This window comes from Pseudomonas sp. CFBP 8758 (assembly GCF_014841725.1).
Taxonomy (GTDB): Bacteria; Pseudomonadota; Gammaproteobacteria; order Pseudomonadales; family Pseudomonadaceae; genus Aquipseudomonas; species Aquipseudomonas baltica.
The window spans coordinates 297,027-323,350 of sequence record NZ_JACYUK010000007.1; the positions used below are offsets into that span (position 1 = coordinate 297,027).

Here is a 26,324-nt window from a genome sequence, read left to right on the forward strand (position 1 = left end):
ATCACTCCGCAGTTGCATCGGCACTGGGCGCCGGCAAGGTGAAACCGGACACCGAACGGCGCATCTCGCTGGCCATCTGCGCCAGATTGCCGATGCTTTCAGCCGTTGCACTGGAGCCTGAAGAGGTCTGCTCGGTGATCTGCTGGATCACCGACATGGTGTGCGAGATCTGTCCTGCCGAACTGGTCTGCTGCTGGGCAGCGCTGGAAATCACCTGGATCAGCTCGGCCAGATCCTGCGACACGCCCTCGATCTCTTCCAGGGCGATCCCGGCGTCGTGAGCCAGGCGCGCACCGCGCACCACTTCGAACGTGGTCTGTTCCATGGAGATCACTGCCTCGTTGGTGTCGGCCTGGATCGCCCGCACCAGCGTCTCGATCTGCCGGGTAGCCGATGACGAGCGCTCGGCCAGGCGTTGCACTTCGTCGGCGACCACGGCAAAGCCACGCCCGGCCTCGCCAGCCATGGAGGCCTGGATAGCCGCGTTCAGGGCAAGGATGCTGGTCTGGTCGGCAATGTCGTCGATCAGGCTGACGATGTGGCCGATTTCCTGGGACGATTCGCCCAGCCGCTTGAGGCGCTTGGCGGTGTCCTGGATCTGCTCGCGAATGTTGTCCATGCCCTGGATGGTGTTGTTCACCACCTCGCTGCCCTTGTTGGCGATGGTCACCGAACGATCCGCAACCTTGGCCGACTCCCAGGCGTTCGTCGACACCCGGTCGATCGACTGGGCCATGTCGCTGATCGCCACCGATGCGTCACTGATCTGCTGCGCCTGATGCCCCGAGGCCCGCGCCAACTGGTGAGCAGTGGCCTGGGTGTCCTGCACGGCCGTAGCGACCTCTTCGGCGGTGAGGTTGATGGTGGCCACCAGATCGCGCAACTGGTCGATGAAATGATTGATCGAATCGGCGATGGCACCGGTGAATTCCTCGGTCACCGAGGCGGTCACGGTCAGGTCGCCATCGGCCAACCCACCGATCTCATCGAGCAGGCGCATGATCGCCGCCTGGTTGCGCTCGCTTTTCTCTGCGGTCTGGCGTAGTTGCCGTTTGGTTTCGCGCACCATCACCAGGGCGATCAGAATGATCGAAGCCAGCGCCGCCAGGCCCAGCACATAGCCACCGACGGTACCAGCGGAACGCCCGCTGGCCAGGTTCTCGAAGCCGCTGGCCAGGCGCGAGGCTTCTTCCAGAAGGGTCTGCGACTGATTGAAGATATTGCTGGCCGAGGCCCGCACCTGAAACAGTTCGGGCGAGGTTTCCAGGATCTCGTCGACGCTGCCCGAGACGAACTGGAACAGCTCGGCGATCTCGCGCAAGCGCGCGCGTGCCTCCGGATCTTGTACCTGGGTCACCCGGATCAGCGCATCGCCGTCGAGCATGCCGCCCAGCACCTGGCCGAAACGGTTGGCGTCGCGGCCGAAGCTCTCCGCAGCCTGGGCCGCGCTTTCGTCGCCGGACAGCACCGTGTTGACGGCGCCCAGAATGCGCTCGGCGAGCAACGACTGTCGCTGGGCCACGGCGACCTGGCTGGCAGGCGCGGCACCGCGCAGCAGCGTGTCGACGACCTTGTCGTACTCGACCTGCAGTTGCGGCACGGTTTCGGCCAGGGTCGCAGCCACCTGGTGCAGCGACAGCACCGTCTGCTCGCTGGCCAGGATCGCATCGGAATTGTGGCGCAACTCGTCCCAGTCGCGCTGCACCAGGCGCATCTGTTCGCGCATCGCCGCGGGGGCCGCAGGCAGCCCGGTGGCGCTGTCGCCCTCCTTGAGAAAACCCCAGCGGCGCTCGAAATCGTTGCGCGCATCGGCCAGCAACTTGAACGCTGCAGCCTTGCCAGCCGCCGCTTCGGTGGCGTTCTTGGCGATGCGCTGCGACAGCACGCGCAATTCGCCGGCATGGCCGATGTACTGCTTGTCGTAGGTGGATTGGGTGTTGAGGTAGGTGAAATTGGCGAACAGCAGAACGATGAAGATCACCAACGCCACGAACAGGCCGATGATCTGCGCGCCGGCTCGGGAGCCCAACAGAGAGTTGCCTGGCCAGCGCTTGGTCATGATGTGGGCCCGTGTAGGGCGAGTCTGCTGGGGGAAGTACGGATACGCATAGGCATGCTCAGAGTGCTACATCCAGGAAAGCGGGGGCCTGTACCAGCCGGGCCGGGCTGAACACGCACCAGGGGTGTTCACGCAGGAAGTGGCCCTGCAGGAACGGCGCGGCGGCAGCCAGCGCCATTTCGGGCAATGATGCCTGGTGGTTGGCCGAGCTGAAATGCTGCAGACCTGCGACCTCGTCCACCAGCAGGCCGACGAAGATGTCCGCTCGGTCCACCACCAGCACCCGGTGCTGTTTGCGCTGCGGCGACAGGCCATGGCCGAAGAATCCGCCCAGGTCGATGACCGGCAAAAGCCGCCCGCGCAGGTTCGACACGCCCACGACCCAGGGCCTGACCCCCGGCAGCCGCGTGCTGCGTGGCTCGGGCAGCACTTCGGCGACCTCGCCCATGGGCGCGACGTACCAGTGCCCGGCCAGACGAAAACCTATGCCGCTCCAGGTCTGCAGGCGCAGTTCCTGCGAGGGCAGCTCGGCGGCCAGCAGGCGACAACGCTGGTCGATATCGAGCAGCAGGTCGAAGGCGGTGCGTGACTCCAGCATCGGCGTGGGTCAACCGGCCAGGACGGTGTTCAACGTCTGGATCAAGGTGTCCTCGTCCACCGGCTTGGTCAGGTAGCCCTTGGCCCCCTGGCGAGTGCCCCAGACCTTGTCGGTTTCCTGATCCTTGGTGGTGATCATGATCACCGGAATGTGCGCGGTCTCTTCGTCCTTGTGCAACTGGCGGGTCGCCTGGAAGCCGTTCAAGCCGGGCATGACGATGTCCATGAGGACGGCGTCGGGCTTCTCCTGGCGGGCCAGGGCCACACCATCGGCACCGTTCTGGGCCTTGAGCACTTCATGACCGTGCCGTTCCAGCATGCCGGTGAGTTTGTAGGTTTCCGTCTGCGAATCATCGACGATCAGGATTCGAGCCATGCTGTTCCCCATGCGGTAAAGGCCCTGGCACGCGCCAGGGCTGGACAACGTTCGCTACGCGGCGAAACCCGGCACATGGGTGCGGATCGCGGCGAGCAGTTCTTGCTTGCTGAAGGGCTTGGTCAAAAATTGATCCGAGCCGACACTGCGGCCGCGAGCCTTGTCGAACAGGCCATCGCGCGACGACAACATCACCACCGGAATGGCGCTGAAGGCGCTGTTGCTCTTGAGCAGCGCGCAGGTCTGGTAGCCATCCAGGCGCGGCATCATGACATCAATGAAGATGATATCGGGACGTTCGTCGACGATCTTGGCCAGGGCATCGAAGCCATCGAGTGCGGTGATCACTTGGCAGCCTGCCTGTTCGAGCAACAGTTCGGCGCTGCGACGAATCGTCTTGGAGTCGTCGATCACCATGATCTTGAAGGCTTCGGACGTTTTCATGGAGGCTCTGATGTGCGCTTGCCCCGACGGGCGCCTTCGCGGGCAATAAAGAAGTCCGAGCCTTTTTAGCACACTCTCCAACAGCGTTCCATCGGCCGCTGCCCCTTGACCTGCGGGCCATGCGGCGCCACCCTGACGCCACTTTCCAAGACCCATTCGCAAGCGGCACGTCCCGCGTACAGGAGCTACCCCATGAGCGTTCGCCTCGGCATTGTCATGGACCCGATCGCCAACATCTCCTACAAGAAGGACAGCTCGCTGGCCATGCTGCTGGCAGCCCAGGCACGCGGTTGGTCGCTGTTCCACATGGAAATCCAGGACCTGTATCAAGGCCAGGGCCAGGCCCGCGCGCGGATGCGTCCGCTCAAGGTCTTCGCCGACCCGCAGCACTGGTTCGAGTTCGAGTCGGAATTCGACGCGCCGCTGGCCGATCTCGACGTCATCCTGATGCGCAAGGACCCACCCTTCGACCTCGAATTCGTCTACAGCACCTACCTGCTCGAACAGGCCGAGGCCGCGGGCGTACTGGTGGTGAACAAGCCGCAGAGCCTGCGCGACTGCAATGAAAAGATGTTCGCCACGCTGTTCCCGCAACTGACCCCGCCCACGCTGGTCAGCCGTCGGGCCGACATCCTGCGCGAGTTCGCCACCGAACATGGCGACGTCATTCTCAAGCCGCTGGACGGCATGGGCGGCACCTCGATCTTCCGCCATCGGGTGGGCGATCCGAACCTGTCGGTCATACTCGAAACGCTGACGGCCATGGGTACCCAGCAGATCATGGCGCAGCGCTACCTGCCGGCGATCAAGGACGGCGACAAACGCATCCTGATGATCGACGGCGAGCCGGTGCCCTACTGCCTGGCGCGTATTCCCGCCAGCGGCGAGACTCGCGGCAACCTGGCAGCCGGGGGGCGTGGCGAAGCGCGTCCGCTGAGCGACAAGGACCGCTGGATCGCCGAACAGGTCGCCCCGTCGCTGCGCGCCCGGGGCCTGTTGTTCGTCGGCCTGGACGTGATCGGCGAGCACCTCACCGAGATCAACGTCACCAGCCCGACCTGCATCCGCGAAATCGACGCGGCATTCGGCACCGACATCGGCGGCCAATTGATGGACGCCATCGATCGCAAGCTCAAGGCACGCTGACCCTACGCCCCTGCTCCGGGTTATGATGCACGCCCTTTCAGTTGCCGGGCGCGCATCGCCGCCCGGGTTGCACGCCTGCCGGATTCTTCATGACGCTGCCCGCCGACCTCCCTGCTGAACTGACCCGCATCGGCGCCCGCCCTGCGGATCGGCTGGGTTTTACCCTGTTCCTCGCCGCGCTGCTGCACGTCGCCCTGATCGTCGGCGTGGGCTTCGGCACGCAGCCGCCTACCCAGATCAGCAAGACCCTGGAAGTGACCCTGGCACCGCTCAAGAGCCAGACCGCGCCCAAGGATGCGGATTTTCTTGCCCAGGACAACCAGCAAGGCAGCGGCACCCTGGACAAGAAGGCCGTGCCCAAGACCACTGAAGTCGCGCCCTTCCAGGACAGCAAGATCAACAAGGTGACGCCACCGCCTGCGCCCAAGCCGGTCACCCAGCCCGAGCCTGCACCGCTGAAGAAGGCCATCGCCACCACGGCCCCCCGGCCGGTGAAGACCGAGGCACGACCGCCACCGGTCAAGCCCGACCCCAAGCCAAAGGCCGTTACCCCGGAATTCGACAGCTCGCAGCTGTCCAGCGAGATCGCCAGCCTGGAAGCCGAGCTGTCCCACGAGCAGCAGGCCTACGCCAAGCGTCCGCGCATCCACCGTTTGAGCGCGGCCTCGACCATGCGCGACAAGGGTGCCTGGTACAAGGATGACTGGCGCAAGAAAGTCGAACGCATCGGCAACCTCAATTACCCCGACGAGGCACGCCGCCAGCAGATCTACGGCAGCCTGCGGCTGATGGTGTCGATCAACAGCGACGGCTCGCTCTACGAGGTGTTGGTGCTCGAATCGTCCGGCCAGCCGCTGCTCGATCAGGCGGCCCAGCGCATCGTGCGCCTGGCCGCGCCGTTCGCGCCTTTCACCGGCGATCTGGCCGACGTCGACCGCCTGGAGATCATCCGTACCTGGCGCTTCGCCAAGGGCGATCGCCTGCAGAGCAATTGAGACACATGAAACTGCGCCTGCAAGCTTGTCAGGCTGGCAGGCCGACGCCACACTACAAGTCATGAAAAACGTCGAAACGAGCTACCTCAGGAACCAGTTCCTGATCGCCATGCCGCACATGGCGGACCCCAATTTTGCCCATACCTTGACCTACATCGTCGAGCACACGCCCAATGGCGCGATGGGCCTGGTGGTCAACCGCCTGCAGGACCTGAACCTGGCCGACATACTCGAGCAGTTGCGGCCGGACACCGAACCACCGGCTTCCTGCCAGCAGGTGCCCATCTACAACGGCGGGCCGGTGCAGACCGACCGCGGCTTCGTTCTGCACCCCAGCGGCCCGGTGTTCCAGGCCACGGTCGAGCTGGGCGAGGTCTCGCTGTCCACCTCCCAGGACATCCTGTTCGCCATCGCCGATGGCACCGGTCCCGAGCAAAGCCTGATCACCTTGGGCTACGCCGGCTGGGAAGCCGGTCAGCTGGAAGCCGAACTGGCCGACAATGCCTGGCTGACCTGCCCTTTCGATGCCGATATCCTGTTCAATACCGACAGCGACCAGCGCCTCGGCGCGGCGGCGGCACGCCTGGGCATCAACCTCAGCCTGCTGACCAGCCAGGCGGGCCACGCCTGATGAGCGCACCCAGACTGCTGCTCGGCGTGGATTACGGCACCAAGCAGATCGGCTTCGCGGTCGGCCAGGTGATCACCGGCCAGGCCCGTGAACTGTGTACCCTCAAGGCCCAGAACGGCGTGCCCGACTGGACCCGCGTCGAAGCGCTGATCAAGGAATGGCAGCCGGACGCCATCGTCGTCGGCCTGCCGCTGAACATGGACGGCAGCCCCAGCGAAATGAGCGAGCGGGCAGAAAAGTTCGCCCGCCGCCTGAACGGCCGCTTCAACATCCCGGTGCACACCCACGATGAACGGCTGACCACCTTCGAGGCCAAGGGCGAGCGCATGGCCCGTGGCGGGCAGCGCGGCAGCTACCGCGACAACCCGGTCGACGCCATCGCTGCCAAGCTGCTGTTGCAGGGCTGGCTGGAGGCCAACGCGCTGGGTGACAACGCCTGAAGATGACAGCCGCCGCACCCCAGCCCCCTGTAGCAGCGGCGCAAGCCGCGTCCGGCCCCGACGCATTTTTCCAGATACACCGCCCGTCCGGCCTCGACGCATTCTTCCAGATACACCGCACGACCGCCGACGCGGCTTGCGCCGCTGCTACAGGTGCGGTGCAAGCCGCGCCACGTTGCACCCCTCTCTTCGGACGATCTCAACCACAGGAGCACACATGAGCCTTCCCAACCCGGCCGAGCTGATCGGCGCGATGGCTGTCGACCTCAAGGCCCATCTGGCCAAGCGCTCCATTGCCGAGCCGCGCTACATCGGCATTCACAGCGGCGGTGTCTGGGTCGCTCAGGCGTTGCTGCAAGCCATGGACAGCAAGGCTGCGCTGGGCACCCTGGACGTGTCGTTCTACCGCGACGACTTCAGCCAGAATGGCCTGCACCCGCAAGTGCGCCCCTCGGCCCTGCCCTTCGAGATCGAGGGCCAGCATCTGGTGCTGATCGACGACGTGCTGATGAGTGGCCGCACCGTCCGCGCCGCCCTCAATGAACTGTTCGACTACGGCCGCCCTGCCAGCGTGACCTTGGTGTGCCTGCTCGACCTGGACGCCGGCGAGCTGCCGATTCGCCCCGACATCGTCGGTGCCACCCTGTCGCTGGCTGCCCATGAACGGGTAAAATTGCTCGGCCCGTCCCCGCTCGCCCTCGAGCGCCAGGACCTCGTTTCCGCCTCCAGCCTTTAAGAGCCCCCGCCATGACGCCTATCGACGCCAAGCGCCCGCTGCAGCTCAATGACCAGGGCCAGCTACGCCATTTTCTTTCCCTCGACGGCTTGTCCCGCGAACTACTGACCGAAGTGCTCGATACCGCTGATTCGTTCCTTGAAGTCGGCGCCCGTGCGGTCAAGAAAGTCCCGTTGCTGCGCGGCAAGACCGTGTGCAACGTGTTCTTCGAAAACTCCACGCGCACGCGCACCACCTTCGAGCTCGCCGCCCAGCGCCTGTCGGCCGACGTGATCACCCTGAACGTGTCGACGTCCTCGACCAGCAAGGGTGAAACCCTGTTCGACACCCTGCGCAACCTCGAAGCGATGGCCGCCGACATGTTCGTCGTGCGCCACGCCGACTCCGGGGCCGCGCACTTCATCGCCGAGCACGTCAGCCCGGAAGTGGCCATCATCAACGGTGGCGACGGCCGCCATGCCCACCCGACCCAGGGCATGCTCGACATGCTCACGATTCGTCGGCACAAAGGCGGCTTCGAGAACCTGTCGGTAGCGATCGTCGGCGACATCCTGCACTCGCGCGTAGCGCGCTCGAACATGATCGCCCTCAAGACCCTGGGCTGCCCGGACATCCGCGTGATCGGCCCGAAGACCCTGCTGCCCATCGGCGTCGAGCAGTATGGCGTCAAGGTGTTTACCGACCTGGAGCAGGGCCTCAAGGATGTCGATGTGGTGATCATGCTGCGCCTGCAGCGTGAACGCATGACCGGTGGCCTGCTGCCCAGCGAAGGCGAGTTCTATCGCCTCTACGGCTTGACCACTGCGCGCCTGGCCGGTGCCAAGCCCGACGCCATCGTCATGCACCCAGGGCCGATCAACCGTGGCGTCGAGATCGAATCGGCCGTCGCCGACGGACCCCATTCGGTAATTCTCAACCAGGTCACCTACGGCATCGCAGTCCGCATGGCGGTGTTGTCGATGGCCATGAGCGGGCAGACGGCCCAGCGTCAATTCGAGCAGGAGAGCGTCCAGTGAGCCTCAGTATTCTTGGCGCCCGGGTAATCGACCCGGCCAGCGGCCTGGACCAGATCACCGACCTGCACATCAGCCAGGGCCGGATCGTGGCGATCGGCGACGCACCCGCCGATTTCACCGCCAGCCAGCGCGTGGACGCAACTGGCCTGGTCGCCGCCCCCGGCCTGGTCGACCTCAGCGTGTCGCTGCGCGAGCCCGGCTACAGCCGCAAGGGCACCATCGCCAGTGAAACCCGTGCCGCCGCGGCCGGTGGCGTTACCAGCCTGTGCTGCCCGCCGCTGACCAAACCGATTCTGGATACCTCGGCGGTGGCCGAACTGATTCTGGATCGCGCCCGCGAAGCCGGCCATGCCAAGGTGTTCCCGATCGGCGCCTTGAGCAAGGGTCTGGAAGGGGAGCAACTGGCCGAGCTGATCGCCCTGCGCGATGCCGGCTGCATTGCCTTTGGCAACGGCCTGAACAGTTTCGGCAACAATCGCACGCTGTGCCGCGCGCTGGAATATGCCGCCACGTTCGACCTGACGGTGATCTTCCATTCCCAGGACCGTGACCTGTCCGCGGGCGGGCTCGCCCACGACGGGCCGACCGCGGCCTTTCTGGGCCTGGCGGGCATTCCCGCCACCGCGGAAACCGTCGCCTTGGCGCGCGACCTGCTGCTGGTCGAGCAGAGCGGCGTGCGTGCGCACTTCAGTCAGTTGACCACCGCCCGCGGCGTGGAGCTGATCGAACAGGCGCAGGCGCGCGGCTTGCCGGTCACGGCTGACGTGGCGCTGTACCAATTGATCCTGACCGACGAGGCGCTGACCGGGTTTTCCAGCCTGTATCACGTGCAACCGCCGCTGCGCTCGGCGGCGGATCGGGAAGGCTTGCGTGCGGCGGTGAAGAAGGGCGTGGTGCAGTCCATTGCCAGCCATCACCAGCCCCACGACCGTGATGCCAAACTGGCCCCGTTCGGTGCGACCGAGCCGGGTATCAGCAGTGTCGAGCTGCTATTGCCGTTGGCCCTGACCCTGGTGCAGGACGGCTTGCTCGACCTGCCGACCTTGCTCGCGCGCCTGGGCCAGGGCCCGGCCGAGGCCATGCGCTTGCCGGCAGGCCGCTTGCAGGTGGGCGCAGCGGCAGATCTGGTGCTGTTCGATGAAGGCGTCTCGACGGTTGCCGGCGAGCGCTGGCTGTCCAAGGGCGCCAACTGCCCGTTCCTCGGTCACACGTTGCCGGGCGCCGTGCGCTACACCTTGGTGGATGGGCATATCAGCTTCACTGGCTGATCCCCCCCGCTCCTACAGACGACACCATCCCTGTAGGAGCGGTCAGCGGCCGCGAAGGCCTCACTGTGGTCTGCCTGATGCACCGCACCCACTTCTTCGCGGGCAGAGCCCGCTCCCACAAACGACCATCCCCGTAGGAGCGGTCAGCGGCCGCGAAGGCCTCGCTGCGGTCTGCCTGACACAGCGCAGCAGGGGCTGCAGCCTGAACGACCTACCCGCGCTGCGCGTTCTTCATCGACACCTGATCATTCAGCGTCCAGAAGTCATACAGCACTCCCACCAAGAACAACCCCCCAGTCAGCAGGTAGATCACCCCGGTGATCCACTTGCCCATATACATGCGGTGCACACCGAACAAACCGAGAAAAGTCAGCAGTACCCAGGCCACGTTGTAGTTGGTCTGGCCGCTGTGAAAGCGCATGTCGGCGTGCCGGTCCATGGCCGGAATCAGGAACAGGTCGATGAGCCAGCCAATGCCGAACAGCCCCAGGGTGAAAAACCAGATCGTCCCGGTCACCGGCTTGCCGTAGTAGAAGCGATGAGCACCGGTAAAGCCCAAAATCCACAACAGGTAGCCCATGACTTTGCTGTGGGTATCGTGGATCCGATAGCTGTTCATTGTTGATGTGCGCCCTCTGATATAAAAATTTTTTGAACGGATTTGTGACTTTTTTACCCCGTCCCGACGTATGGCATTTCTGTGACCGACATCGGCTGAACCCTTGCAGCACCTGAGTTGCGTGCCGCACAAAGGACAATTCTGCGCCCGATTGGTGCCATTTGCGACCTGCGTGCCTCGACCAGCGGATTAAAAACCACACAAAAAGCTGTTATAAAGTTGCGCGCCTACCCACATGAGCCCTGCCGAATGCGTCCATTTTTCAAGACATGGCTGACCATCTGCCTATTATTGCCCCTGGCCGCCCACGCCACCAATCGTGAGCAACGACTTCCCGCTGGCTTCAATGGCTACACCGCCCAGTCCGTTACCGAACAATCGCAACGCGCCCCACGCATCGTCGTGACCCGCCCTGCCAGCAACAACCAGGCATTGGCCAAGGTTACCGCGGTCAAGGTCGGCAGCGCCTCGTCCAAGCAGAGCAGCGATGTGCTCAGCCGTGCGGTCAACGTGCTTGGCACCCCCTATCGCTGGGGCGGCAGCAGCCCGAGCAAGGGTTTCGACTGCAGTGGCCTGGTCAAGTATGCCTTCAACGACGTGAAAGCCGTTGATCTGCCGCGTACGTCCAACGCCATGGCTGCGGGCCACGGTGTCAAGGTTGAACGCAAGGACCTCAAGCCGGGTGACCTGGTGTTTTTCAACATCAAGAGCCGCAAGGTGAATCACGTCGCCATCTACCTGGGCAACGACCGCTTCATCCATGCCCCGCGTCGTGGCAAGGCTGTGACCATCGACACCTTGAAGAAACCGTACTGGAACACCCACTACGCTGTCGCCAAGCGCGTCCTGCCCAAAGAGCCCGCGCTGCGCATCGTCCAGCGCTGATCCCTCTTTCCGCGGTGCGCCCTTCGCGGCCACGGACCGCTCCTACGGATGAGCGCAACTGTCTGTAGGAGCGGTCATCGGCCGCAACCCATTCACCGCAGGGCATCAGCCCGACCGCGGCGCGCCCTTCGCGGCCACTGGCCGCTCCTACGGATGACTGCCATTCTCTGTAGGAGCGGCCAGTGGCCGCGAAACGTACGCCACGGTGCAGCGGGATATGCACCGATCAGAAGCTGTCCGGGGACTTGGCCTTTTCGCGGGCCGAGTCGCGGCTGATGATGCCCTGGGCGAGCAGGTTCTTCAGGCACATGTCCAAGGTCTGCATGCCCAGCGACCCACCTGTCTGGATCGACGAGTACATCTGCGCGACCTTGTCTTCACGGATGAGGTTACGAATCGCCGGGGTGCCGATCATGATCTCGTGCGCAGCCACCCGCCCGCCGCCAATCTTCTTCAGCAAGGTCTGGGAAATCACTGCCTGCAGCGATTCGGACAGCATCGAGCGCACCATCGACTTTTCCTCCGCCGGAAACACGTCGACCACCCGGTCGATGGTCTTCGCCGCAGACGTGGTGTGCAGCGTGCCGAACACCAGGTGCCCGGTCTCGGCCGCCGTCAACGCCAGCCGAATGGTTTCCAGGTCGCGCATTTCGCCCACCAGGATCACGTCCGGGTCCTCACGCAACGCCGAGCGCAAGGCGTGGGAGAACCCCAGGGTGTCGCGGTGCACTTCACGCTGGTTGACCAGGCACTTCTTCGACTCGTGGACGAATTCGATCGGATCTTCCACGGTCAGGATGTGATGGTGCTTGTTGCTGTTGAGGTAATCGATCATCGCCGCCAGGGTAGTCGACTTGCCCGACCCGGTCGGCCCGGTGACCAGCACCAGCCCGCGCGGCACTTCGGTAATCTTGCGAAACACATCTCCCATGCCCAGGTCGTCCATGCTCAGCACCTTGGACGGAATGGTCCGAAACACTGCACCGGCACCGCGGTTCTGGTTGAACGCGTTGACCCGAAAGCGCGCCACACCGGGCACTTCGAAAGAAAAGTCGGTTTCCAGAAACTCCTCGAAGTCCTTGCGCTGCTTGTCGTTCATGATGTCGTAGATCAGCGCCTGGACCTGTTTGTCGTCCAGCGCCGGCAGGTTGATACGGCGCACGTCGCCATCCACCCGAATCATCGGCGGCAGGCCTGCGGACAGGTGCAGGTCGGATGCGCCTTGTTTCGCACTGAAGGCCAACAGCTCGGTAATGTCCATGAGACTCCCCAAATACAGACAAGCAGGTAGAATGCCGCAGACCTGAAACCCGCCGGCACGAATTCAATGTCCACGATAGCAGACAACATTTCGCAAGTGAGTGCCCGAATCGCAGCCGCTGTCCGACAGGCGCAACGCGAGCCCGGCCAAGTCGGCCTGCTCGCGGTCAGCAAGACCAAGCCTGCCGCCGCCATGCGCGAGGCATTCGCCGCCGGCATCCATGACTTCGGCGAAAACTATCTGCAGGAAGCCCTGGGCAAACAGCTGGAACTCGCCGACCTGCCCTTGATCTGGCACTTCATCGGCCCCATTCAGTCGAACAAGACGCGCGCAATCGCCGAACACTTCGACTGGGTACATTCCGTGGACCGCCTCAAGATCGCCCAACGGCTCAGCGAACAACGCCCGGCCGCGCTTGGCCCCCTGAACATCTGCATCCAGGTCAATGTCAGCGGCGAGGCCAGCAAGTCCGGCTGCGATCCCGACGACGTAGACACCCTGGCCAGCGCCATCGCCGCGCTGCCCAACCTGCGCCTGCGTGGCCTCATGGCCATACCGGAGCCCACCGATGACATCGCCCTGCAGAACGCTGCCTTTGCCCGCGTGCATGCGCTGCAGCACGATCTGCCAATGCCGCTGGACACCTTGTCCATGGGCATGAGCCACGATCTGGAGGCAGCCATCGCCCAGGGCGCCACGTGGGTGCGCATCGGCACGGCGCTGTTCGGCGCGCGCAACTACGGCCAAGACACCTCCCCGGCGCACACCGCTGTGGCCTCCTCACCTCTGAGCAAGGATCCTTCATGAGCAACACTCGTATTGCCTTCATCGGCGCCGGCAACATGGCCGCCAGCCTGATCGGCGGCCTGCGCGCGCAGGGTGTCGAAGCCAGCCACATCCGCGCCAGCGACCGCGGCGCCGAACAGCGTGACAAGGTAGCGGCCGAACATGGCATCAAGGTGTTCGCCGACAACGCCGAGGCCATCGAGGGGGTCGACGTGGTGGTGCTGGCCGTGAAGCCGCAAGGCATGAAGGACGTGTGCCAATCGCTGGCACCGAGCCTGGCACCCGGTCAACTGGTGGTCTCGATCGCCGCGGGCATCAACTGCGCGAGCCTGCAGGCGTGGCTCGGCGAGCAACAGCCGATCGTGCGCTGCATGCCCAACACCCCCGCGCTTTTGCGCCAGGGCACCAGCGGCCTGTACGCCACCGCCGACGTCAATGCCGAACAACGCCAGCAGGCCGAAGACTTGCTGGGCGCGGTCGGCCTGGCCCTTTGGCTGGATGAAGAACAGCAGCTGGATGCGGTCACCGCCGTGTCCGGCAGCGGCCCGGCCTACTTCTTTCTGTTGATAGAAGCCATGACCGCCGCCGGGGAAAAACTCGGGCTGCCGCACGAGACGGCTGCCCGGCTGACCCTGCAGACCGCCCTGGGCGCCGCGCACATGGCCGTGGCCAGCGACGTCGACGCTGCCGAACTGCGTCGTCGCGTCACCTCACCCGCCGGTACCACCGAAGCGGCCATCAAGTCATTCCAGTCCGAAGGGTTCGAAACCCTGGTGCAGAACGCCCTGAACGCCGCCGCTCGGCGTTCGGCCGAGCTGGCCGAACAGCTGGGTCAATAACCAGGTCATCAAGGAGCTTTCATGTACGGTCTCAATACCGCGGCGATCTATGTCGTGCAAACCCTGGGCAGCCTGTATCTGTTGATCATGCTGCTGCGCTTCGTGCTGCAGCTGGTGCGTGCCGACTTCTACAATCCGCTGTGCCAGTTCATCGTGCGCGCCACGCAGCCGCTGCTAAAGCCGGTGCGGCGGATCATCCCCAGCCTGTTCGGGCTGGACATGTCCTCGCTGCTGCTGGCCATCGTCATCCAGATGATCATCATGGCGCTGACCTTGCTGCTCGCCTACGGCACCACCGGCAACCCCTTGCAGTTGCTGGTGTGGTCGATCATCGGGGTGACCGCGCTGTTCCTGAAGATCTTCTTCTTCGCCATGATCATCAGCGTGATCCTTTCCTGGGTCGCGCCGCAGAGCCACAACCCGGGTGCCGAGCTGGTCAACCAGATCTGCGAGCCGGCTCTGGCGCCGTTCCGGCGCATCCTGCCCAACCTGGGTGGCCTGGACATCTCGCCAATCCTAGCCTTCATGGTACTCAAGCTGCTGGACATGCTGGTCATCAACAACCTGGCCATGAGTACCGGCATGCCGCAGATCCTGCGCCTGCTGATCTGACCGCCGCATGCCGCCTGCGTGAAGGTCCCGATGGGCTTTCACGCACGCGGCAAACGCTCCCTGCCTGCGTGCCTCCAACCCCGCCAAGCGCTGCTTGCCCCTGTGCCCCGCGCTCTTTAGACTTACGCCTCATTCAAGCGTGAGCAGGGTCGATGTCCACTGTCTTTCCCGATGATTGCGTCGGTCTGGTCGTTCCACAAATTGCCCACTTCAGCGAACCCCTGGCCCTGGCCTGCGGACGCTCGCTGCCCGCCTACGACCTGATCTACGAGACCTACGGCCAGCTCAACGCCAGTGCCAGCAACGCGGTGCTGATCTGCCACGCGCTGTCGGGCCATCACCACGCCGCCGGCTACCACTCCGCCGACGACCGCAAGCCGGGTTGGTGGGACAGCTGCATCGGTCCCGGCAAGCCCATCGATACCAACCGCTTCTTCGTGGTCAGCCTGAACAATCTGGGCGGCTGCAACGGTTCCACCGGGCCCAGCAGCATCGATCCCGACACCGGCAAACCGTTCGGCGCCGATTTCCCGGTATTGACCGTCGAAGACTGGGTTCACAGCCAGGCCTGCCTGGCAGACGCCCTGGGAATTACCCAGTGGGCGGCGGTGGTTGGAGGCAGCCTGGGCGGCATGCAGGCCTTGCAGTGGACCATCACCTACCCCGAGCGCGTTCGTCACTGCCTGGCAATCGCTTCGGCGCCCAAGCTCAGCGCACAGAACATCGCCTTCAACGAGGTGGCGCGCCAGGCCATCCTGTCCGACCCCGAGTTCCATGGCGGTGATTTCCAGGCCCGCGGGGTGATACCCAAACGCGGCCTGATGCTGGCGCGAATGGTCGGGCACATCACGTACCTGTCGGATGATTCGATGGGCGAGAAATTCGGCCGTGGCCTGAAGAGCGAAAAGCTCAACTACGATTTCCACAGCGTGGAATTCCAGGTGGAAAGCTACCTGCGTTATCAGGGCGAGGAATTCTCCGGTCGCTTCGACGCCAATACCTACCTGCTGATGACCAAGGCGCTGGACTACTTCGACCCCGCCGCAGCTCACGACGATGATCTGGCCGCCACGTTCGCCCATGTGCAGGCCAAGTTCTGCGTGATGTCGTTCACCACCGACTGGCGTTTTTCGCCAGCGCGCTCGCGCGAGTTGGTCGACGCCTTGATGGCCGCGAAGAAAGACGTCTGCTACCTGGAAATCGACGCGCCACAGGGGCATGACGCTTTCCTGATCCCCATTCCACGGTATCTGCAGGCGTTCAGCAGCTACATGAACCGCATTGCACTGTGAGGCATCCATGAGAGCTGACCTAGAAATCATCCAGGACTGGATCCCTGCCGGCAGCCGCGTGCTCGACCTGGGCTGTGGCAATGGGGAGTTGCTCGCCTGGCTGCGCGACCACAAGCAGGTCACCGGCTACGGCCTGGAAATCGATGCGGACAACATCACCGAATGCGTGCGCAAGGGCATCAACGTCATCGAACAGGACCTGGACAAAGGCCTGGGCAATTTCGCCAGCAACAGCTTCGACATCGTGGTCATGACCCAGGCGCTGCAGGCCGTGGAATACCCTGACCGCATTCTTGACGAAATGCTGCGGGTCGGCCGCCAGTGCATCATCACCTTCCCCAATTTTGGCCACTGGCGCTGCCGTTGGTACCTGGCCAGCAAGGGCCACATGCCGGTGTCCGAGTTCCTGCCCTATACCTGGTACAACACGCCGAACATCCACTTCTGCACCTTTGCCGACTTCGAGGCCCTGTGCAGCGAGCGTCGCGCGCAGGTGCTCAACCGCCTGGCGGTGGATCAACAGCACCGCCACGGGTGGGCGAGCAAGATCTGGCCCAACCTTCTGGGCGAGATCGGCATCTACCGGGTCAGCAGCCCCGGGCTGCAGGAGCATCGGGTGGCGGTGTAGACGGCTTTTCGCGGTCTGTGGGAGCGGGCTCTGCCCGCGAAGCTGACGACTGGATACATCAGACAGACTGCATGAACTGGCTCTTTGAACCCTCCGGAACCCATTCACAACCATGATCAATTTCACCCAACTCGTCCTCGCCAGCCATAACGCCGGCAAGCTCAAGGAACTTCAGGCCATGCTCGGCGGTGCGGTGCAACTTCGTTCGGTCGGCGAATTCAGCCAGGTCGAGCCCAAGGAAACCGGGCTGTCGTTCGTCGAGAACGCCATTCTCAAGGCACGCAACGCTGCGCGCCTGTCCGGCCTGCCGGCACTGGCGGACGATTCCGGCCTGGCCGTGGACTTCCTCGGCGGTGCCCCGGGCATCTATTCGGCGCGCTATGCCGATGGCCAGGGCGATGCCGCCAACAATGCCAAGCTGCTCGACGCCTTGCAGGGCGTACCCGACGAGGAGCGTGGTGCGCAGTTCGTCTGCGTGCTGGCCCTGGTGCGGCACGCCGACGACCCGCTGCCGATCCTCTGCGAAGGGCTCTGGCACGGCCGCATCCTGCATGCCGCCAGCGGTGCCCACGGATTCGGCTACGACCCGTTGTTCTGGGTGCCCGAGCGCAACTGTTCAAGCGCCGAACTCGACCCTACGCAAAAGAACCAACTGAGCCACCGCGCCCGTGCCATGGCCTTGCTGCGCCAACGCCTGAGCCTTGCATGAACGACCAACTGCTTTATCCGCCGGCACCGCGTCCCGACCAGGCGCTGGCGCAATTGCCGCCCCTGGCGCTGTACATCCACATCCCCTGGTGCGTGCGCAAATGCCCGTACTGCGACTTCAATTCCCACACCGCCAGCCCGGTTCTGCCTGAAGAAGAATACGTCGACGCCCTGCTGGCCGACCTAGACCAGGACTTGCCCGCGGTCTACGGACGCCCGCTGAGTTCGATCTTCTTCGGCGGCGGTACGCCCAGCCTGTTCAGCGCGGCCGCCCTGGGCAGACTGCTGGCCGGCGTCGAGCAACGCATCGCCTTCGCGCCCGACATCGAGATCACCCTGGAGGCCAACCCCGGTACCTTCGAACAGGACAAGTTCGTCGCCTATCGCAAGCTGGGGATCAACCGCCTGTCCATCGGCATCCAGAGCTTCCAGCCGCAGAAGCTCGAGGCGCTGGGCCGCATCCACACCGGTGACGAAGCCTTGCGCGCTGCCGAAATGGCGCGCCGCGCCGGTTTCGACAACTTCAACCTGGACCTGATGCACGGCCTGCCCGATCAGTCCCTGGAAGAGGCACTGGACGATCTGCGCCAGGCCATTGCCTTGGCGCCCACGCACCTGTCCTGGTACCAGCTGACCCTGGAACCCAACACGGTGTTCTGGAACCAGCCACCCGTGCTGCCCGAGGACGATATTCTCTGGGACATCCAGGAAGCCGGTCAGGCCCTGCTGGCCGAGCATGGCTTCGGCCAGTACGAAGTGTCGGCCTATGCCAGGCCAGGCAAGGCAGCGCGGCACAACCTCAACTACTGGAGCTTCGGCGACTTCATCGGCATCGGCGCCGGTGCCCACGGCAAGCTGAGCCACCCTGATGGACGCATCGTGCGTACCTGGAAAACCCGCCTGCCCAAGGATTACCTGAACCCCGCCAAACCATTCAAGGCCGGCGAGAAGGCCTTGGCCGCAGACGAGTTGCCCTTCGAGTTCCTGATGAACGCGCTGCGCCTCACCCAGGGCGTCGACGCCGGGCTGTTCGCGCAACGCACCGGCCTGTCCCTGCAGTCACTGGCGACGGCACGCGCCAACGCCGAACAAAAGGGCCTTTTACAGGTCGAACCGACGCGTCTGGTCGCCACTGCCCGCGGGCAGTTGTTCCTCAACGACCTGCTGCAATACTTCCTGGTATAAGGATTGTCCTGATGGATTTCGTGCTCGACCTGCTCGCCACCGTGTCCCGCTGGGGCCGAGGCAACCTTTCGGAGATCTCCCTGGCCTTGGTGGGCTGTGTGCTGGTGCTGTTCGGCGCCGATGTGAAGGCGTGGGCCGAGGGCCGCCTGGGCTCGCTCTCGGGCATGCTGCGAGTGCCCCTGATCGCTTTGATGTGCGTGATCGGCAGTGGCGCGGCCTTGATCTATGCCACGCCTTGGGTGCTGAAGGGGTTGAGCCAGTTCAACAACTACAGCCTGGCGCCGGTGCTGTTGGTGGTGTTGGTATTGCTGGGGATCGTCGCTGATCGCAAGTGATGTGCCAGCCATGCGGGCCTCTTCGCGGGCAGAGGGCTCGCCGCCCGCCCCGCTCCCACATTTTTTTCTGTGGGAGTGGGCTCTGCCCGCGAAGAGGCCGCCACTGACCCTACAAGGCTTTAATCGACCTTCTCGAACTTCAGATCCCACACCCCATGCCCCAGCCGCTCGCCGCGGCGTTCGAACTTGGTCACCGGCCGCTCGGCCGGACGCGGTACGCAACCGCCATCGGCCGCCTGGTTGCGGTAACCGGGCGCAACGTTCATGACTTCCAGCATGTACTCGGCATAGGGTTCCCAATCGGTCGCCATGTGCAGCACACCACCGACTTTCAGCTTGCTGCGAACCAGTTCGGCGAACGCCGGCTGGACGATGCGCCGCTTGTGGTGGCGCGCCTTGTGCCAGGGGTCCGGAAAAAACAGCAGCAGGCGATCCAGGCTGTTGTCGGCAACGCACTGCTTGAGCACTTCGATGGCATCGCAGTCGTAGACCCGCAGGTTTTTCAGGCCCTGGGTCAGGACGCCGTTGAGCAGCGCGCCAACGCCAGGCCGGTGTACTTCAACACCGATGAAATCCAGCTCCGGCGAGGCCGCTGCCATCTCGAGCAGCGAGTGGCCCATGCCGAAGCCGATCTCCAGGGTGCGCGGCGCAGTGCGGCCGAACACCTGGTCAAAGTCGGCCGGTTCATCGGTCAGTGGCAGCACGAACAGCGGCTTGCCCTGGTCCAGGCCACGCTGCTGACCTTCGGTCATGCGTCCGGCGCGCATCACGAAGCTCTTGATAGCGCGGTGCTGGCGCGGTTCGCCTTCGTTGGACGTTGGCGTTTCTTGCGAGTCAGTCATCGGGGGCTCTTACTTGATCAGGCCATCCAGCGGCGAAGAGGCGCTGGCATAGAGTTTTTTCGGCATGCGCCCGGCCAGATAGGCCATGCGCCCGGCAATGATGGCGTGCTTCATGGCCGCGCCCATCATGATCGGATCCTGCGCGTGGGCGATGGCCGAGTTCATCAGCACCGCTTCACAGCCCAGTTCCATGGCTATGGTGGCGTCGGACGCGGTACCCACGCCGGCATCGACCAGTACCGGGACCTTGGCTTCTTCCAGGATGATCTGCAGGTTGTACGGGTTGCAGATACCCAGGCCAGTGCCGATCAAGCCAGCCAGCGGCATGACTGCGATGCAGCCGATCTCGGCCAACTGGCGAGCGATGATCGGGTCATCGCTGGTGTAGACCATCACGTCGAAACCGTCCTTGACCAGCACTTCGGCGGCCTTGAGGGTTTCGATCACGTTGGGAAACAGGGTCTTCTGGTCGGCCAGCACTTCCAGCTTGACCAGGTTGTGGCCATCGAGCAGCTCGCGGGCCAGGCGACAGGTGCGCACCGCCTCCACGGCGTCGTAGCAACCGGCGGTGTTGGGCAGAATGGTGTAGCGATCCGGCGGCAGCACGTCGAGCAGGTTCGGCTCGCCGGGGTTCTGGCCGATATTGGTACGGCGCACGGCGACCGTGACGATCTGGGCGCCCGAGGCTTCGATGGCCAGGCGCGTCTGCTCGAGGTCGCGGTACTTGCCGGTGCCGACCAGAAGGCGCGACTCGAAGGTGCGACCGGCCAAGGTGAATGGCTTGTCAATGCGAGCATTGCTCATCGGAATTCCTCTGCTGAGGTAAAGATACGAACGTGGAAGGTGCCGGCGACTCGATCAGCCGCCGCCGATGGCGTGAACCACTTCGATCTGGTCGCCCTCGCCCAGTACGGTGTCACCGTGCTGGCTGCGCGGGACGATGTCCTGGTTCAGCTCGACGGCCACGCGGCGGCCGACCAGCTCGAGACGGACCAGCAGCCCGGCAACGGTTTCGCCGTCGGGAAGTTCGAAAGGGTCGCCGTTCAATTGAATGCGCATGCGGTCGGCAGCCATCATTTTTTGGGGGTCGCCATTCTAGCCCGATCGCCGAGGATTCCCAAGGCCAAGCCGACCACCCGCGCGATCAGCCCAGGCGCCAGGCGACCATACCCAGGCACAGCCAACCGGCGAGCAAGGCCAGGCCGCCGAACGGGGTCACGATACCCAGCTTGCTGACGCCGGTCAGGGTCAACAGATACAGGCTGCCCGAGAACAACACGATACCCAGACAGAACAGCGCGCCCGCCCAGCCCACCAGGCGCCCTGGCACATGGACGCTGAGCAGCGCGACCCCGAACAACGCCAATGTGTGGATAAGTTGGTAGCTGACGCCTGTCTGGAAAATGGCCAGGTACTCGGCGCTCAGGCGGTTCTTCAAACCGTGGGCGGCGAAGGCGCCGAGCGCCACACCGGTAAAGCCGAAGAACGCAGCCAGCATCATGAACGTACGCAGCATCCAGGTGTGTCCTCATAAAGCCGTGTTGCACCGCAGGGTCTGTATAATGGCCCGCTCACTCGGCCAGGCCAAGCCCTTCATGCTGCAATCCTTCTTCCGCCGTCTGTGCAAGACCCTGCTCTGGTTCGTCGCCGCAAGCGTGGCCGTGGTGGTGATCTTTCGCTTCATTCCACCGCCGGGCACCATGCTGATGGCCGAACGCAAGATCGAATCCCTGATCGACGGCCAGCCGATCGACCTGCAACGCGATTGGCGACCCTGGGCGAACATTGCCGACGATCTCAAGGTGGCGGTGATCGCCGGCGAAGATCAACGTTTCTCCGAGCATTGGGGCTTCGACATCGCCGCCATCCGTGCAGCGTTTGCGCACAACGAAGAAGGTGGCTCGCTGCGCGGTGCCAGCACTCTGAGCCAGCAGGTGGCGAAGAACGTATTTCTATGGTCGGGCCGCAGCTGGTTGCGCAAAGGCCTGGAGGCCTGGTTCACCGGCCTGATCGAGATGTTCTGGTCCAAGCAGCGCATCCTCGAGGTGTACCTCAACAGCGCGGAATGGGACGACGGCGTGTTCGGCGCCGAAGCGGCCGCGCGGCACCATTTTGGCGTGGGCGCGGCTCAACTGTCCCGCCAGCAGGCCAGCCTGCTGGCCGCCGTGCTGCCCAACCCGCGCAACTGGAGCGCCAGCCGGCCCAGCCCTTACGTGGCTCGCCGCGCGGGCTGGATCCGCCAGCAAATGGGCCAACTGGGCGGGCATGACTATCTTCTGCGCCTCAACATGCCGCGACCGGCGCCCTGGGCGGATTAGGCCACGTCTGTGTGAGAGTGCGGCAAGCCCTCTCCAGCAAAGACTTCCTGCCAGGCAACAAAAAGCCCCGAACCAGTCGGGGCTTTTCAATTCGACACATCACATCAAGCCGCGATCGAAACCTTCAGCTTGTTCATCGCACTCTTTTCCAACTGACGAATGCGCTCGGCCGACACGTTGTACTTCTCGGCCAACTCGTGCAGCGTCGCCTTTTCCTCGGCCAGCCAGCGCTGGTAGAGGATGTCACGGCTGCGATCGTCCAGCACCTGCAGGGCTTCGTGCAGGTTGGTGTTGGAGTTGTCGCTCCAGTCGGCGTCTTCGAGTTGGCGCGCCGGGTCGTAGCGATGGTCTTCCAGATAGTTCGCCGGGGACTGGAACGCACTGTCGTCGTCTGCTTCGGCAGCCGGATCGAAGGCCATGTCATGGCCGGTCAGACGGCTTTCCATCTCGCGGACTTCACGCGGCTCCACACCGAGGCTTTCGGCCACGCGGTGCACTTCCTCGTTGTTCAGCCAGGCCAGACGCTTCTTCTGGCTGCGCAGATTGAAGAACAGCTTGCGCTGCGCCTTGGTGGTCGCCACCTTGACGATGCGCCAGTTGCGCAGAATGAACTCGTGGATTTCAGCCTTGATCCAGTGCACGGCGAACGACACCAGGCGCACACCCATTTCCGGGTTGAAACGCTTCACGGCCTTCATCAGGCCGACGTTGCCTTCCTGGATAAGGTCGGCTTGAGCCAGGCCGTAGCCCGAATAGCTGCGCGCGATATGCACGACGAAACGCAGGTGAGCGAGCACCATCTGCCGAGCCGCTCCAAGATCCTGCTCATAGTAGAGACTCTCGGCCAGTTCACGCTCCTGCTCGGGTGTCAGCAAGGGAATGCTGTTCACCGTGTGCACATAGGCTTCCAGGTTCGCACCCGGCACCAGCGCATAAGCAGGTTGCAAAGAAGTGGTCATACGAAAAAACCTCCGACTCACATGACTCGTGCCCGTGGGCACTGCGAAAAATTGACCGGAAACCAGTGGACAAGTTCCCTATGACGCTTTAACGGTCAATGACAATAAAGTTAACTTGAATACACGTTCACACAGCACACATATCTGTTGCAGGCTAACGCGGCGCCAGTTCGCGCAGGTGCCGCCAGACCGCAATCCACGCACCGATATACCCTAACAATACCGCGCCTAGCAAGAGTGACAAGCCGTCGGCGACGGGAACTCCACCCAGGGCGAAGTCGCTGCCGTACAGGCCGGAAAGCCCGGTGACCGCATCGTTGAGCCAATCCAGGCCGAAGGCCAGGATGCCCCAGGCAAAAATGCCTGCACCGAAGCCGTACAGCGCCCCCATGTACAGGAAAGGTCGACGCACGTAGCTGTCCGTGCCCCCTACCAGTTTGATGACCTCGATTTCGATGCGCCGGTTCTCGATGTGCAGACGAATGGTGTTGCCGATCACCAGCAGCAACGCCGACACCAGCAGCAGGGTCAGGCCGAACACGAACCGGTCGCCCAACTTGAGAATCGCCGCCAGGCGCTCCACCCATACCAGGTCCAGCTGCGCCTGCTGCACCTTGGGCAGTTCGGCGAGTTGCTGGCGCAAGGTTTCCAGGGCGGCCTTGTCGATTTCCAGCGGGGTGACCACCACTACACCGGGCAGTGGGTTCTCGGGCAGCTCCTTGAGCGCCTCGCCCAGCCCGGACTGCTGCTGAAACTCGCCCAGCGCCTGCTCGCGACTGATGAACTCGGCCTGCGCCACGCCCGACAGCCCCTTGATCTGCGTCACCAGGGCCTGGCCCTCGCGCTCGCCGGCATCGAGTTCCAGGTACAGCGAAATTTGCGCCGCGCGCTGCCACGAACCGCCCAGCCGCTCGACGTTCTTGAGCAGCAGGGACAGGCCCATGGGCAAGCTCAAGGCCACGGCCATGACCAGGCAGGTAAAGAAGCTGCCGATCGGCTGCTTGCCCAGACGGCGCAGGCTGTCGACCCAACTGGCGCGATGGCTTTCGACCCAGGCGCGCAGCAAGCTGCTGAACGGCGGCCCGTCGTCTTCGTCACGCTGGCGTTTCTTCGGCTTCTGCGGTGTGGGCTCGCCGCCTTTGGGCGCTACCCGGTCCGCGACCTTGGGACTGCGTGTCGCACTCATTGTCCTGCCTCTCCGTCACCGATCAGGCGCCCGCGCTGCAGCGTCAGCATGCGGTGGCGCATGCGCGCGATCAGCGCCAGATCGTGGCTGGCAATCAGCACGCTGGTGCCTAGCCGGTTGATGTCTTCGAAGACCCCCATGATCTCGGCCGCCAGACGCGGGTCGAGGTTGCCGGTGGGTTCATCGGCGAGCAGCAAGGCTGGCTGATGGACGATGGCCCGGGCAATGCCCACGCGCTGTTGCTGGCCCGTCGACAAGTCGCCGGGGTACAGGTCGGCCTTGTCCGCCAATGCCACGCGCTCGAGCGCCGAATCGACCTTCTTGGCGATTTCCGGCTTGCTCAAGCCGAGAATCTGCAGCGGCAAAGCGATGTTGTTGAACACCGTACGGTCGAACAGCAGTTGGTGATTCTGGAACACCACGCCGATCTGGCGGCGCAGGAACGGGATCTGCGCATTGGTGATCTGCCCCAGGTCCTGGCCGGCCAGCAGCAGCTTGCCGCTGGTGGGCCGTTCCATCGCCAGCAGCAGGCGCAGCAAGGTACTTTTGCCCGCGCCGGAATGACCGGTAACGAACAGGAATTCGCCACGCCGCACCCGGAAGCTCAGTTCATGCAGACCGACATGGCCGTTGGGGTAACGCTTGGCAACCTGTTCGAATCGAATCATGAAGGCTCCCGCTCGGCGAACAAGGCCTGGACGAAGGGTTCTGCCTCGAAGGTACGCAGGTCGTCGATGCCCTCGCCCACGCCGATGTAGCGAATGGGCAGGCCGAACTGCTTGGCCAGCGCGAAGATCACGCCACCTTTGGCGGTGCCGTCGAGCTTGGTCAGGGCCAGGCCGGTCAGGGCCACGGTCTGGTTGAACTGCTTGGCCTGGTTGATCGCGTTCTGCCCGGTACCGGCATCGAGCACCAGCAGCACTTCGTGCGGCGCCTGCTCGTCGAGCTTACCCATCACCCGACGGACCTTCTTCAGCTCTTCCATCAGGTTGTCCTTGGTGTGCAGACGACCTGCGGTGTCGGCGATCAACACATCGATACCGCGCGACTTGGCGGCTTGCACGGCGTCGAAGATCACCGAGGCGGAATCGGCACCGGTGTGCTGGGCAATGACCGGGATATTGTTGCGCTCGCCCCATACCTGCAACTGCTCGACGGCTGCGGCACGGAACGTGTCACCCGCCGCCAGCATGACCTTTTTGCCTTCGAGCTGCAGCTTCTTGGCCAGCTTGCCGATGGTGGTGGTCTTGCCGGCGCCGTTGACGCCCACCACCAGAATCACGAACGGCTGGTGCTCGGCCTTGATCACCAGCGGCTGCTCGACCGGCCGCAGCAGGGCGGTCAGCTCGCTTTGCAAAGCCTTGTACAAGGCGGCGGCATCGGTCAGTTCCTTGCGTGCCACCCTGCGGGTCAGGCTCTGGATGATCACCGACGTGGCCTCGACGCCGACATCGGCGGTCAGCAGGCGGGTTTCCAGCTCTTCGAGCAGGTCGTCGTCAATGATCTTGTTGCCCAGAAACAGGCTGGCCATGCCTTCGCCAAGGCTGGCGCTGGTCTTGGCCAGGCCCTGCTTGAGGCGGGCGAAGAAGCCGGTCTTGGTCTGCCCTGGAGGTTGCGCGGCAGCAACCGCAGGCGTCGGCGCTTCGACACGGGGCGCAGCGACGGTTGCCACGGGTGCGGGCAGCGGTGGCGCAGGTACCGGGGCTGGCGCGCTGGGCGCTGCCGGCGCTGGTGGCGCTGGTGGAGAAAAAGGAACATGAGCAGGCTCGACGGCCACCGGGGCCGGCGCTTCCGGCCGCGGAGCGATGACCGGCGGCGTTTGCGGGGCATCGTCCTCGACCAGCGCCACGGGCTCCTCGGGAACCGGGAGTACCAGGCCGTGCGGGGCAGGCTGCTCGACCGGTGCGGCAGCGGGCTCGGCCTGCGGCGCCAGAACCGGCTCCGGTGCGAGCGCCACTGCAGCTTCCACGGAAGCCTGCGGGATCGCCTCGGCAGCGGCGTCGGCTGCTGCAGGCAGATCCTGGGCGGCAGGGGTTGGCGGCTGTTCGGCGACAGGTGTCTGCGGCTTCTTGCGCAGCCATCCGAACAGGCCTTTCTTTTCACCGGCCGGGGCCGGGGTCTTTTTGTCGTCGTTGGAACCAAACATGGAAGACGGCTATCT

31 protein-coding genes are annotated in these 26,324 nt (G+C 64.1%); 17 read left to right on the forward strand and 14 right to left on the reverse strand.

Annotated elements, in window-relative coordinates; translation table 11 throughout:
* Nucleotide 1: 1 nt before the first annotated feature.
* Genes IFT75_RS17295 through IFT75_RS17310 form a run of 4 tightly spaced genes read right to left on the reverse strand, consistent with a single transcriptional unit; the run spans nucleotide 2 to nucleotide 3,476 of the window.
* The gene (locus tag IFT75_RS17295; protein WP_192055859.1) at nucleotides 2-2,059 is read right to left on the reverse strand and encodes a methyl-accepting chemotaxis protein; all 2,058 of its coding nucleotides are present in this window, start codon (nucleotides 2,057-2,059) and stop codon (nucleotides 2-4) included.
* Nucleotides 2,060-2,117: 58 nt separating this feature from the next.
* Complete coding sequence (locus tag IFT75_RS17300; RefSeq protein WP_185794914.1) at nucleotides 2,118-2,657, reverse strand: chemotaxis protein CheW; 540 nt, start codon at nucleotides 2,655-2,657, stop codon at nucleotides 2,118-2,120.
* Between the two features lie 9 nt (nucleotides 2,658-2,666).
* Entirely contained in the window at nucleotides 2,667-3,032 is a 366-nt protein-coding gene (pilH, locus tag IFT75_RS17305; RefSeq protein WP_122480669.1) for a twitching motility response regulator PilH, read from the reverse strand.
* A 54-nt stretch (nucleotides 3,033-3,086) separates the two neighbouring features.
* On the reverse strand, nucleotides 3,087-3,476 hold the full coding sequence (locus IFT75_RS17310; RefSeq protein ID WP_122714517.1) for a response regulator: 390 nt from the start codon (nucleotides 3,474-3,476) through the stop codon (nucleotides 3,087-3,089).
* Between the two features lie 192 nt (nucleotides 3,477-3,668).
* Between IFT75_RS17310 and gshB the strand changes: the two genes are divergently transcribed.
* From gshB to IFT75_RS17345, 7 genes are all read left to right on the forward strand, one after another.
* A complete protein-coding gene (gene gshB / locus IFT75_RS17315) occupies nucleotides 3,669-4,622 on the forward strand; it encodes a glutathione synthase (protein WP_192055861.1) in 954 nt (317 codons plus the stop codon).
* A gap of 89 nt (nucleotides 4,623-4,711) precedes the next feature.
* Entirely contained in the window at nucleotides 4,712-5,617 is a 906-nt protein-coding gene (locus tag IFT75_RS17320) for an energy transducer TonB (RefSeq protein WP_122480501.1), read from the forward strand.
* A gap of 61 nt (nucleotides 5,618-5,678) precedes the next feature.
* Nucleotides 5,679-6,248: a YqgE/AlgH family protein gene (locus IFT75_RS17325; protein WP_192055863.1), complete on the forward strand. Its 570-nt coding sequence runs from the start codon at nucleotides 5,679-5,681 to the stop codon at nucleotides 6,246-6,248.
* Entirely contained in the window at nucleotides 6,248-6,688 is a 441-nt protein-coding gene (gene ruvX, locus IFT75_RS17330) for a Holliday junction resolvase RuvX (protein WP_122714513.1), read from the forward strand. Before IFT75_RS17325 ends, ruvX begins: the two co-directional genes overlap by 1 nt.
* A 217-nt stretch (nucleotides 6,689-6,905) precedes the next feature.
* On the forward strand, nucleotides 6,906-7,424 hold the full coding sequence (pyrR, locus tag IFT75_RS17335; protein ID WP_185794912.1) for a bifunctional pyr operon transcriptional regulator/uracil phosphoribosyltransferase PyrR: 519 nt from the start codon (nucleotides 6,906-6,908) through the stop codon (nucleotides 7,422-7,424).
* An 11-nt stretch (nucleotides 7,425-7,435) separates the two neighbouring features.
* On the forward strand, nucleotides 7,436-8,440 hold the full coding sequence (locus IFT75_RS17340) for an aspartate carbamoyltransferase catalytic subunit (RefSeq protein WP_122480505.1): 1,005 nt from the start codon (nucleotides 7,436-7,438) through the stop codon (nucleotides 8,438-8,440).
* Nucleotides 8,437-9,708, forward strand: a complete 1,272-nt coding sequence (locus IFT75_RS17345; protein WP_192055865.1) for a dihydroorotase — start codon at nucleotides 8,437-8,439, stop codon at nucleotides 9,706-9,708. Before IFT75_RS17340 ends, IFT75_RS17345 begins: the two co-directional genes overlap by 4 nt.
* Before the next feature lie 211 nt (nucleotides 9,709-9,919).
* Here the strand turns inward: IFT75_RS17345 and IFT75_RS17350 are convergent, their stop codons facing one another.
* Nucleotides 9,920-10,327, reverse strand: a complete 408-nt coding sequence (locus IFT75_RS17350; RefSeq protein ID WP_122480507.1) for an NINE protein — start codon at nucleotides 10,325-10,327, stop codon at nucleotides 9,920-9,922.
* Nucleotides 10,328-10,576: 249 nt separating this feature from the next.
* On the opposite strand from IFT75_RS17350, the gene IFT75_RS17355 reads away from it, so the two are divergent.
* Nucleotides 10,577-11,212 carry a C40 family peptidase gene (locus IFT75_RS17355; protein ID WP_192055867.1) on the forward strand — a complete coding sequence of 212 codons (636 nt, stop codon included), beginning with the start codon at nucleotides 10,577-10,579 and terminating at the stop codon, nucleotides 11,210-11,212.
* Nucleotides 11,213-11,438: 226 nt separating this feature from the next.
* Here IFT75_RS17355 and IFT75_RS17360 read toward each other — a convergent pair whose 3' ends face one another.
* Nucleotides 11,439-12,473, reverse strand: a complete 1,035-nt coding sequence (locus IFT75_RS17360) for a type IV pilus twitching motility protein PilT (RefSeq protein ID WP_192055868.1) — start codon at nucleotides 12,471-12,473, stop codon at nucleotides 11,439-11,441.
* Between the two features lie 66 nt (nucleotides 12,474-12,539).
* On the opposite strand from IFT75_RS17360, the gene IFT75_RS17365 reads away from it, so the two are divergent.
* The 8 genes from IFT75_RS17365 to IFT75_RS17400 all read left to right on the forward strand — a co-directional run bounded on the left by IFT75_RS17365 (nucleotide 12,540) and on the right by IFT75_RS17400 (nucleotide 18,858).
* Nucleotides 12,540-13,280 carry a YggS family pyridoxal phosphate-dependent enzyme gene (locus IFT75_RS17365; RefSeq protein ID WP_192055870.1) on the forward strand — a complete coding sequence of 247 codons (741 nt, stop codon included), beginning with the start codon at nucleotides 12,540-12,542 and terminating at the stop codon, nucleotides 13,278-13,280.
* Nucleotides 13,277-14,098 carry a pyrroline-5-carboxylate reductase gene (proC, locus tag IFT75_RS17370; protein WP_192055871.1) on the forward strand — a complete coding sequence of 274 codons (822 nt, stop codon included), beginning with the start codon at nucleotides 13,277-13,279 and terminating at the stop codon, nucleotides 14,096-14,098. Before IFT75_RS17365 ends, proC begins: the two co-directional genes overlap by 4 nt.
* A 21-nt stretch (nucleotides 14,099-14,119) precedes the next feature.
* Nucleotides 14,120-14,710 carry a YggT family protein gene (locus IFT75_RS17375; RefSeq protein ID WP_122480512.1) on the forward strand — a complete coding sequence of 197 codons (591 nt, stop codon included), beginning with the start codon at nucleotides 14,120-14,122 and terminating at the stop codon, nucleotides 14,708-14,710.
* A gap of 152 nt (nucleotides 14,711-14,862) precedes the next feature.
* Entirely contained in the window at nucleotides 14,863-16,002 is a 1,140-nt protein-coding gene (gene metX, locus IFT75_RS17380) for a homoserine O-succinyltransferase MetX (RefSeq protein WP_122480513.1), read from the forward strand.
* Between the two features lie 7 nt (nucleotides 16,003-16,009).
* On the forward strand, nucleotides 16,010-16,630 hold the full coding sequence (metW, locus tag IFT75_RS17385; protein ID WP_043191520.1) for a methionine biosynthesis protein MetW: 621 nt from the start codon (nucleotides 16,010-16,012) through the stop codon (nucleotides 16,628-16,630).
* Between the two features lie 112 nt (nucleotides 16,631-16,742).
* Entirely contained in the window at nucleotides 16,743-17,339 is a 597-nt protein-coding gene (rdgB, locus tag IFT75_RS17390; RefSeq protein ID WP_192055873.1) for an RdgB/HAM1 family non-canonical purine NTP pyrophosphatase, read from the forward strand.
* Entirely contained in the window at nucleotides 17,336-18,523 is a 1,188-nt protein-coding gene (gene hemW / locus IFT75_RS17395) for a radical SAM family heme chaperone HemW (protein WP_192055874.1), read from the forward strand. Before rdgB ends, hemW begins: the two co-directional genes overlap by 4 nt.
* Nucleotides 18,524-18,534: 11 nt before the next feature.
* Nucleotides 18,535-18,858 carry a DUF3392 domain-containing protein gene (locus tag IFT75_RS17400; protein WP_122480515.1) on the forward strand — a complete coding sequence of 108 codons (324 nt, stop codon included), beginning with the start codon at nucleotides 18,535-18,537 and terminating at the stop codon, nucleotides 18,856-18,858.
* A 119-nt stretch (nucleotides 18,859-18,977) separates the two neighbouring features.
* Here IFT75_RS17400 and trmB read toward each other — a convergent pair whose 3' ends face one another.
* The 4 genes from trmB to IFT75_RS17420 form a co-directional block, all read right to left on the reverse strand.
* Nucleotides 18,978-19,700, reverse strand: a complete 723-nt coding sequence (gene trmB, locus IFT75_RS17405) for a tRNA (guanosine(46)-N7)-methyltransferase TrmB (protein WP_122480516.1) — start codon at nucleotides 19,698-19,700, stop codon at nucleotides 18,978-18,980.
* A gap of 9 nt (nucleotides 19,701-19,709) precedes the next feature.
* Nucleotides 19,710-20,504 (reverse strand): thiazole synthase, encoded by a 795-nt coding sequence (locus IFT75_RS17410; RefSeq protein WP_122480517.1) that lies wholly within the window; start codon nucleotides 20,502-20,504, stop codon nucleotides 19,710-19,712.
* Nucleotides 20,505-20,558: 54 nt separating this feature from the next.
* On the reverse strand, nucleotides 20,559-20,774 hold the full coding sequence (gene thiS, locus IFT75_RS17415) for a sulfur carrier protein ThiS (RefSeq protein ID WP_342030363.1): 216 nt from the start codon (nucleotides 20,772-20,774) through the stop codon (nucleotides 20,559-20,561).
* A 70-nt stretch (nucleotides 20,775-20,844) separates the two neighbouring features.
* Nucleotides 20,845-21,216 (reverse strand): DUF423 domain-containing protein, encoded by a 372-nt coding sequence (locus IFT75_RS17420; RefSeq protein ID WP_122480518.1) that lies wholly within the window; start codon nucleotides 21,214-21,216, stop codon nucleotides 20,845-20,847.
* Between the two features lie 79 nt (nucleotides 21,217-21,295).
* On the opposite strand from IFT75_RS17420, the gene mtgA reads away from it, so the two are divergent.
* A complete protein-coding gene (mtgA, locus tag IFT75_RS17425; protein WP_192055939.1) occupies nucleotides 21,296-22,018 on the forward strand; it encodes a monofunctional biosynthetic peptidoglycan transglycosylase in 723 nt (240 codons plus the stop codon).
* Between the two features lie 104 nt (nucleotides 22,019-22,122).
* Here mtgA and rpoH read toward each other — a convergent pair whose 3' ends face one another.
* From rpoH to ftsY, 4 genes are all read right to left on the reverse strand, one after another.
* Nucleotides 22,123-22,977 carry an RNA polymerase sigma factor RpoH gene (gene rpoH, locus IFT75_RS17430; RefSeq protein WP_043191535.1) on the reverse strand — a complete coding sequence of 285 codons (855 nt, stop codon included), beginning with the start codon at nucleotides 22,975-22,977 and terminating at the stop codon, nucleotides 22,123-22,125.
* A 154-nt stretch (nucleotides 22,978-23,131) separates the two neighbouring features.
* Nucleotides 23,132-24,163 (reverse strand): permease-like cell division protein FtsX, encoded by a 1,032-nt coding sequence (gene ftsX / locus IFT75_RS17435; protein WP_122714503.1) that lies wholly within the window; start codon nucleotides 24,161-24,163, stop codon nucleotides 23,132-23,134.
* Nucleotides 24,160-24,831 (reverse strand): cell division ATP-binding protein FtsE, encoded by a 672-nt coding sequence (ftsE, locus tag IFT75_RS17440; RefSeq protein ID WP_122480520.1) that lies wholly within the window; start codon nucleotides 24,829-24,831, stop codon nucleotides 24,160-24,162. The genes ftsX and ftsE overlap by 4 nt, the downstream gene beginning before the upstream one ends.
* Complete coding sequence (gene ftsY / locus IFT75_RS17445) at nucleotides 24,828-26,309, reverse strand: signal recognition particle-docking protein FtsY (RefSeq protein ID WP_192055876.1); 1,482 nt, start codon at nucleotides 26,307-26,309, stop codon at nucleotides 24,828-24,830. Before ftsY ends, ftsE begins: the two co-directional genes overlap by 4 nt.
* Between the last annotated feature and the right edge of the window lie 15 nt (nucleotides 26,310-26,324).

Bases quoted from the DNA above. Each gene is read 5' to 3' on its own strand.
- IFT75_RS17295 (WP_192055859.1), bottom strand. From the start codon at position 2,059: ATGACCAAGCGCTGGCCAGGCAACTCTCTGTTGGGCTCCCGAGCCGGC.
- IFT75_RS17300 (WP_185794914.1), bottom strand. From the start codon at position 2,657: ATGCTGGAGTCACGCACCGCCTTCGACCTGCTGCTCGATATCGACCAG.
- pilH (WP_122480669.1), bottom strand. From the start codon at position 3,032: ATGGCTCGAATCCTGATCGTCGATGATTCGCAGACGGAAACCTACAAA.
- IFT75_RS17310 (WP_122714517.1), bottom strand. From the start codon at position 3,476: ATGAAAACGTCCGAAGCCTTCAAGATCATGGTGATCGACGACTCCAAG.
- gshB (WP_192055861.1), top strand. From the start codon at position 3,669: ATGAGCGTTCGCCTCGGCATTGTCATGGACCCGATCGCCAACATCTCC.
- IFT75_RS17320 (WP_122480501.1), top strand. From the start codon at position 4,712: ATGACGCTGCCCGCCGACCTCCCTGCTGAACTGACCCGCATCGGCGCC.
- IFT75_RS17325 (WP_192055863.1), top strand. From the start codon at position 5,679: ATGAAAAACGTCGAAACGAGCTACCTCAGGAACCAGTTCCTGATCGCC.
- ruvX (WP_122714513.1), top strand. From the start codon at position 6,248: ATGAGCGCACCCAGACTGCTGCTCGGCGTGGATTACGGCACCAAGCAG.
- pyrR (WP_185794912.1), top strand. From the start codon at position 6,906: ATGAGCCTTCCCAACCCGGCCGAGCTGATCGGCGCGATGGCTGTCGAC.
- IFT75_RS17340 (WP_122480505.1), top strand. From the start codon at position 7,436: ATGACGCCTATCGACGCCAAGCGCCCGCTGCAGCTCAATGACCAGGGC.
- IFT75_RS17350 (WP_122480507.1), bottom strand. From the start codon at position 10,327: ATGAACAGCTATCGGATCCACGATACCCACAGCAAAGTCATGGGCTAC.
- IFT75_RS17355 (WP_192055867.1), top strand. From the start codon at position 10,577: ATGCGTCCATTTTTCAAGACATGGCTGACCATCTGCCTATTATTGCCC.
- IFT75_RS17360 (WP_192055868.1), bottom strand. From the start codon at position 12,473: ATGGACATTACCGAGCTGTTGGCCTTCAGTGCGAAACAAGGCGCATCC.
- IFT75_RS17365 (WP_192055870.1), top strand. From the start codon at position 12,540: ATGTCCACGATAGCAGACAACATTTCGCAAGTGAGTGCCCGAATCGCA.
- proC (WP_192055871.1), top strand. From the start codon at position 13,277: ATGAGCAACACTCGTATTGCCTTCATCGGCGCCGGCAACATGGCCGCC.
- IFT75_RS17375 (WP_122480512.1), top strand. From the start codon at position 14,120: ATGTACGGTCTCAATACCGCGGCGATCTATGTCGTGCAAACCCTGGGC.
- metX (WP_122480513.1), top strand. From the start codon at position 14,863: ATGTCCACTGTCTTTCCCGATGATTGCGTCGGTCTGGTCGTTCCACAA.
- metW (WP_043191520.1), top strand. From the start codon at position 16,010: ATGAGAGCTGACCTAGAAATCATCCAGGACTGGATCCCTGCCGGCAGC.
- rdgB (WP_192055873.1), top strand. From the start codon at position 16,743: ATGATCAATTTCACCCAACTCGTCCTCGCCAGCCATAACGCCGGCAAG.
- hemW (WP_192055874.1), top strand. From the start codon at position 17,336: ATGAACGACCAACTGCTTTATCCGCCGGCACCGCGTCCCGACCAGGCG.
- IFT75_RS17400 (WP_122480515.1), top strand. From the start codon at position 18,535: ATGGATTTCGTGCTCGACCTGCTCGCCACCGTGTCCCGCTGGGGCCGA.
- trmB (WP_122480516.1), bottom strand. From the start codon at position 19,700: ATGACTGACTCGCAAGAAACGCCAACGTCCAACGAAGGCGAACCGCGC.
- IFT75_RS17410 (WP_122480517.1), bottom strand. From the start codon at position 20,504: ATGAGCAATGCTCGCATTGACAAGCCATTCACCTTGGCCGGTCGCACC.
- thiS (WP_342030363.1), bottom strand. From the start codon at position 20,774: ATGGCTGCCGACCGCATGCGCATTCAATTGAACGGCGACCCTTTCGAA.
- IFT75_RS17420 (WP_122480518.1), bottom strand. From the start codon at position 21,216: ATGCTGCGTACGTTCATGATGCTGGCTGCGTTCTTCGGCTTTACCGGT.
- mtgA (WP_192055939.1), top strand. From the start codon at position 21,296: ATGCTGCAATCCTTCTTCCGCCGTCTGTGCAAGACCCTGCTCTGGTTC.
- rpoH (WP_043191535.1), bottom strand. From the start codon at position 22,977: ATGACCACTTCTTTGCAACCTGCTTATGCGCTGGTGCCGGGTGCGAAC.
- ftsX (WP_122714503.1), bottom strand. From the start codon at position 24,163: ATGAGTGCGACACGCAGTCCCAAGGTCGCGGACCGGGTAGCGCCCAAA.
- ftsE (WP_122480520.1), bottom strand. From the start codon at position 24,831: ATGATTCGATTCGAACAGGTTGCCAAGCGTTACCCCAACGGCCATGTC.
- ftsY (WP_192055876.1), bottom strand. From the start codon at position 26,309: ATGTTTGGTTCCAACGACGACAAAAAGACCCCGGCCCCGGCCGGTGAA.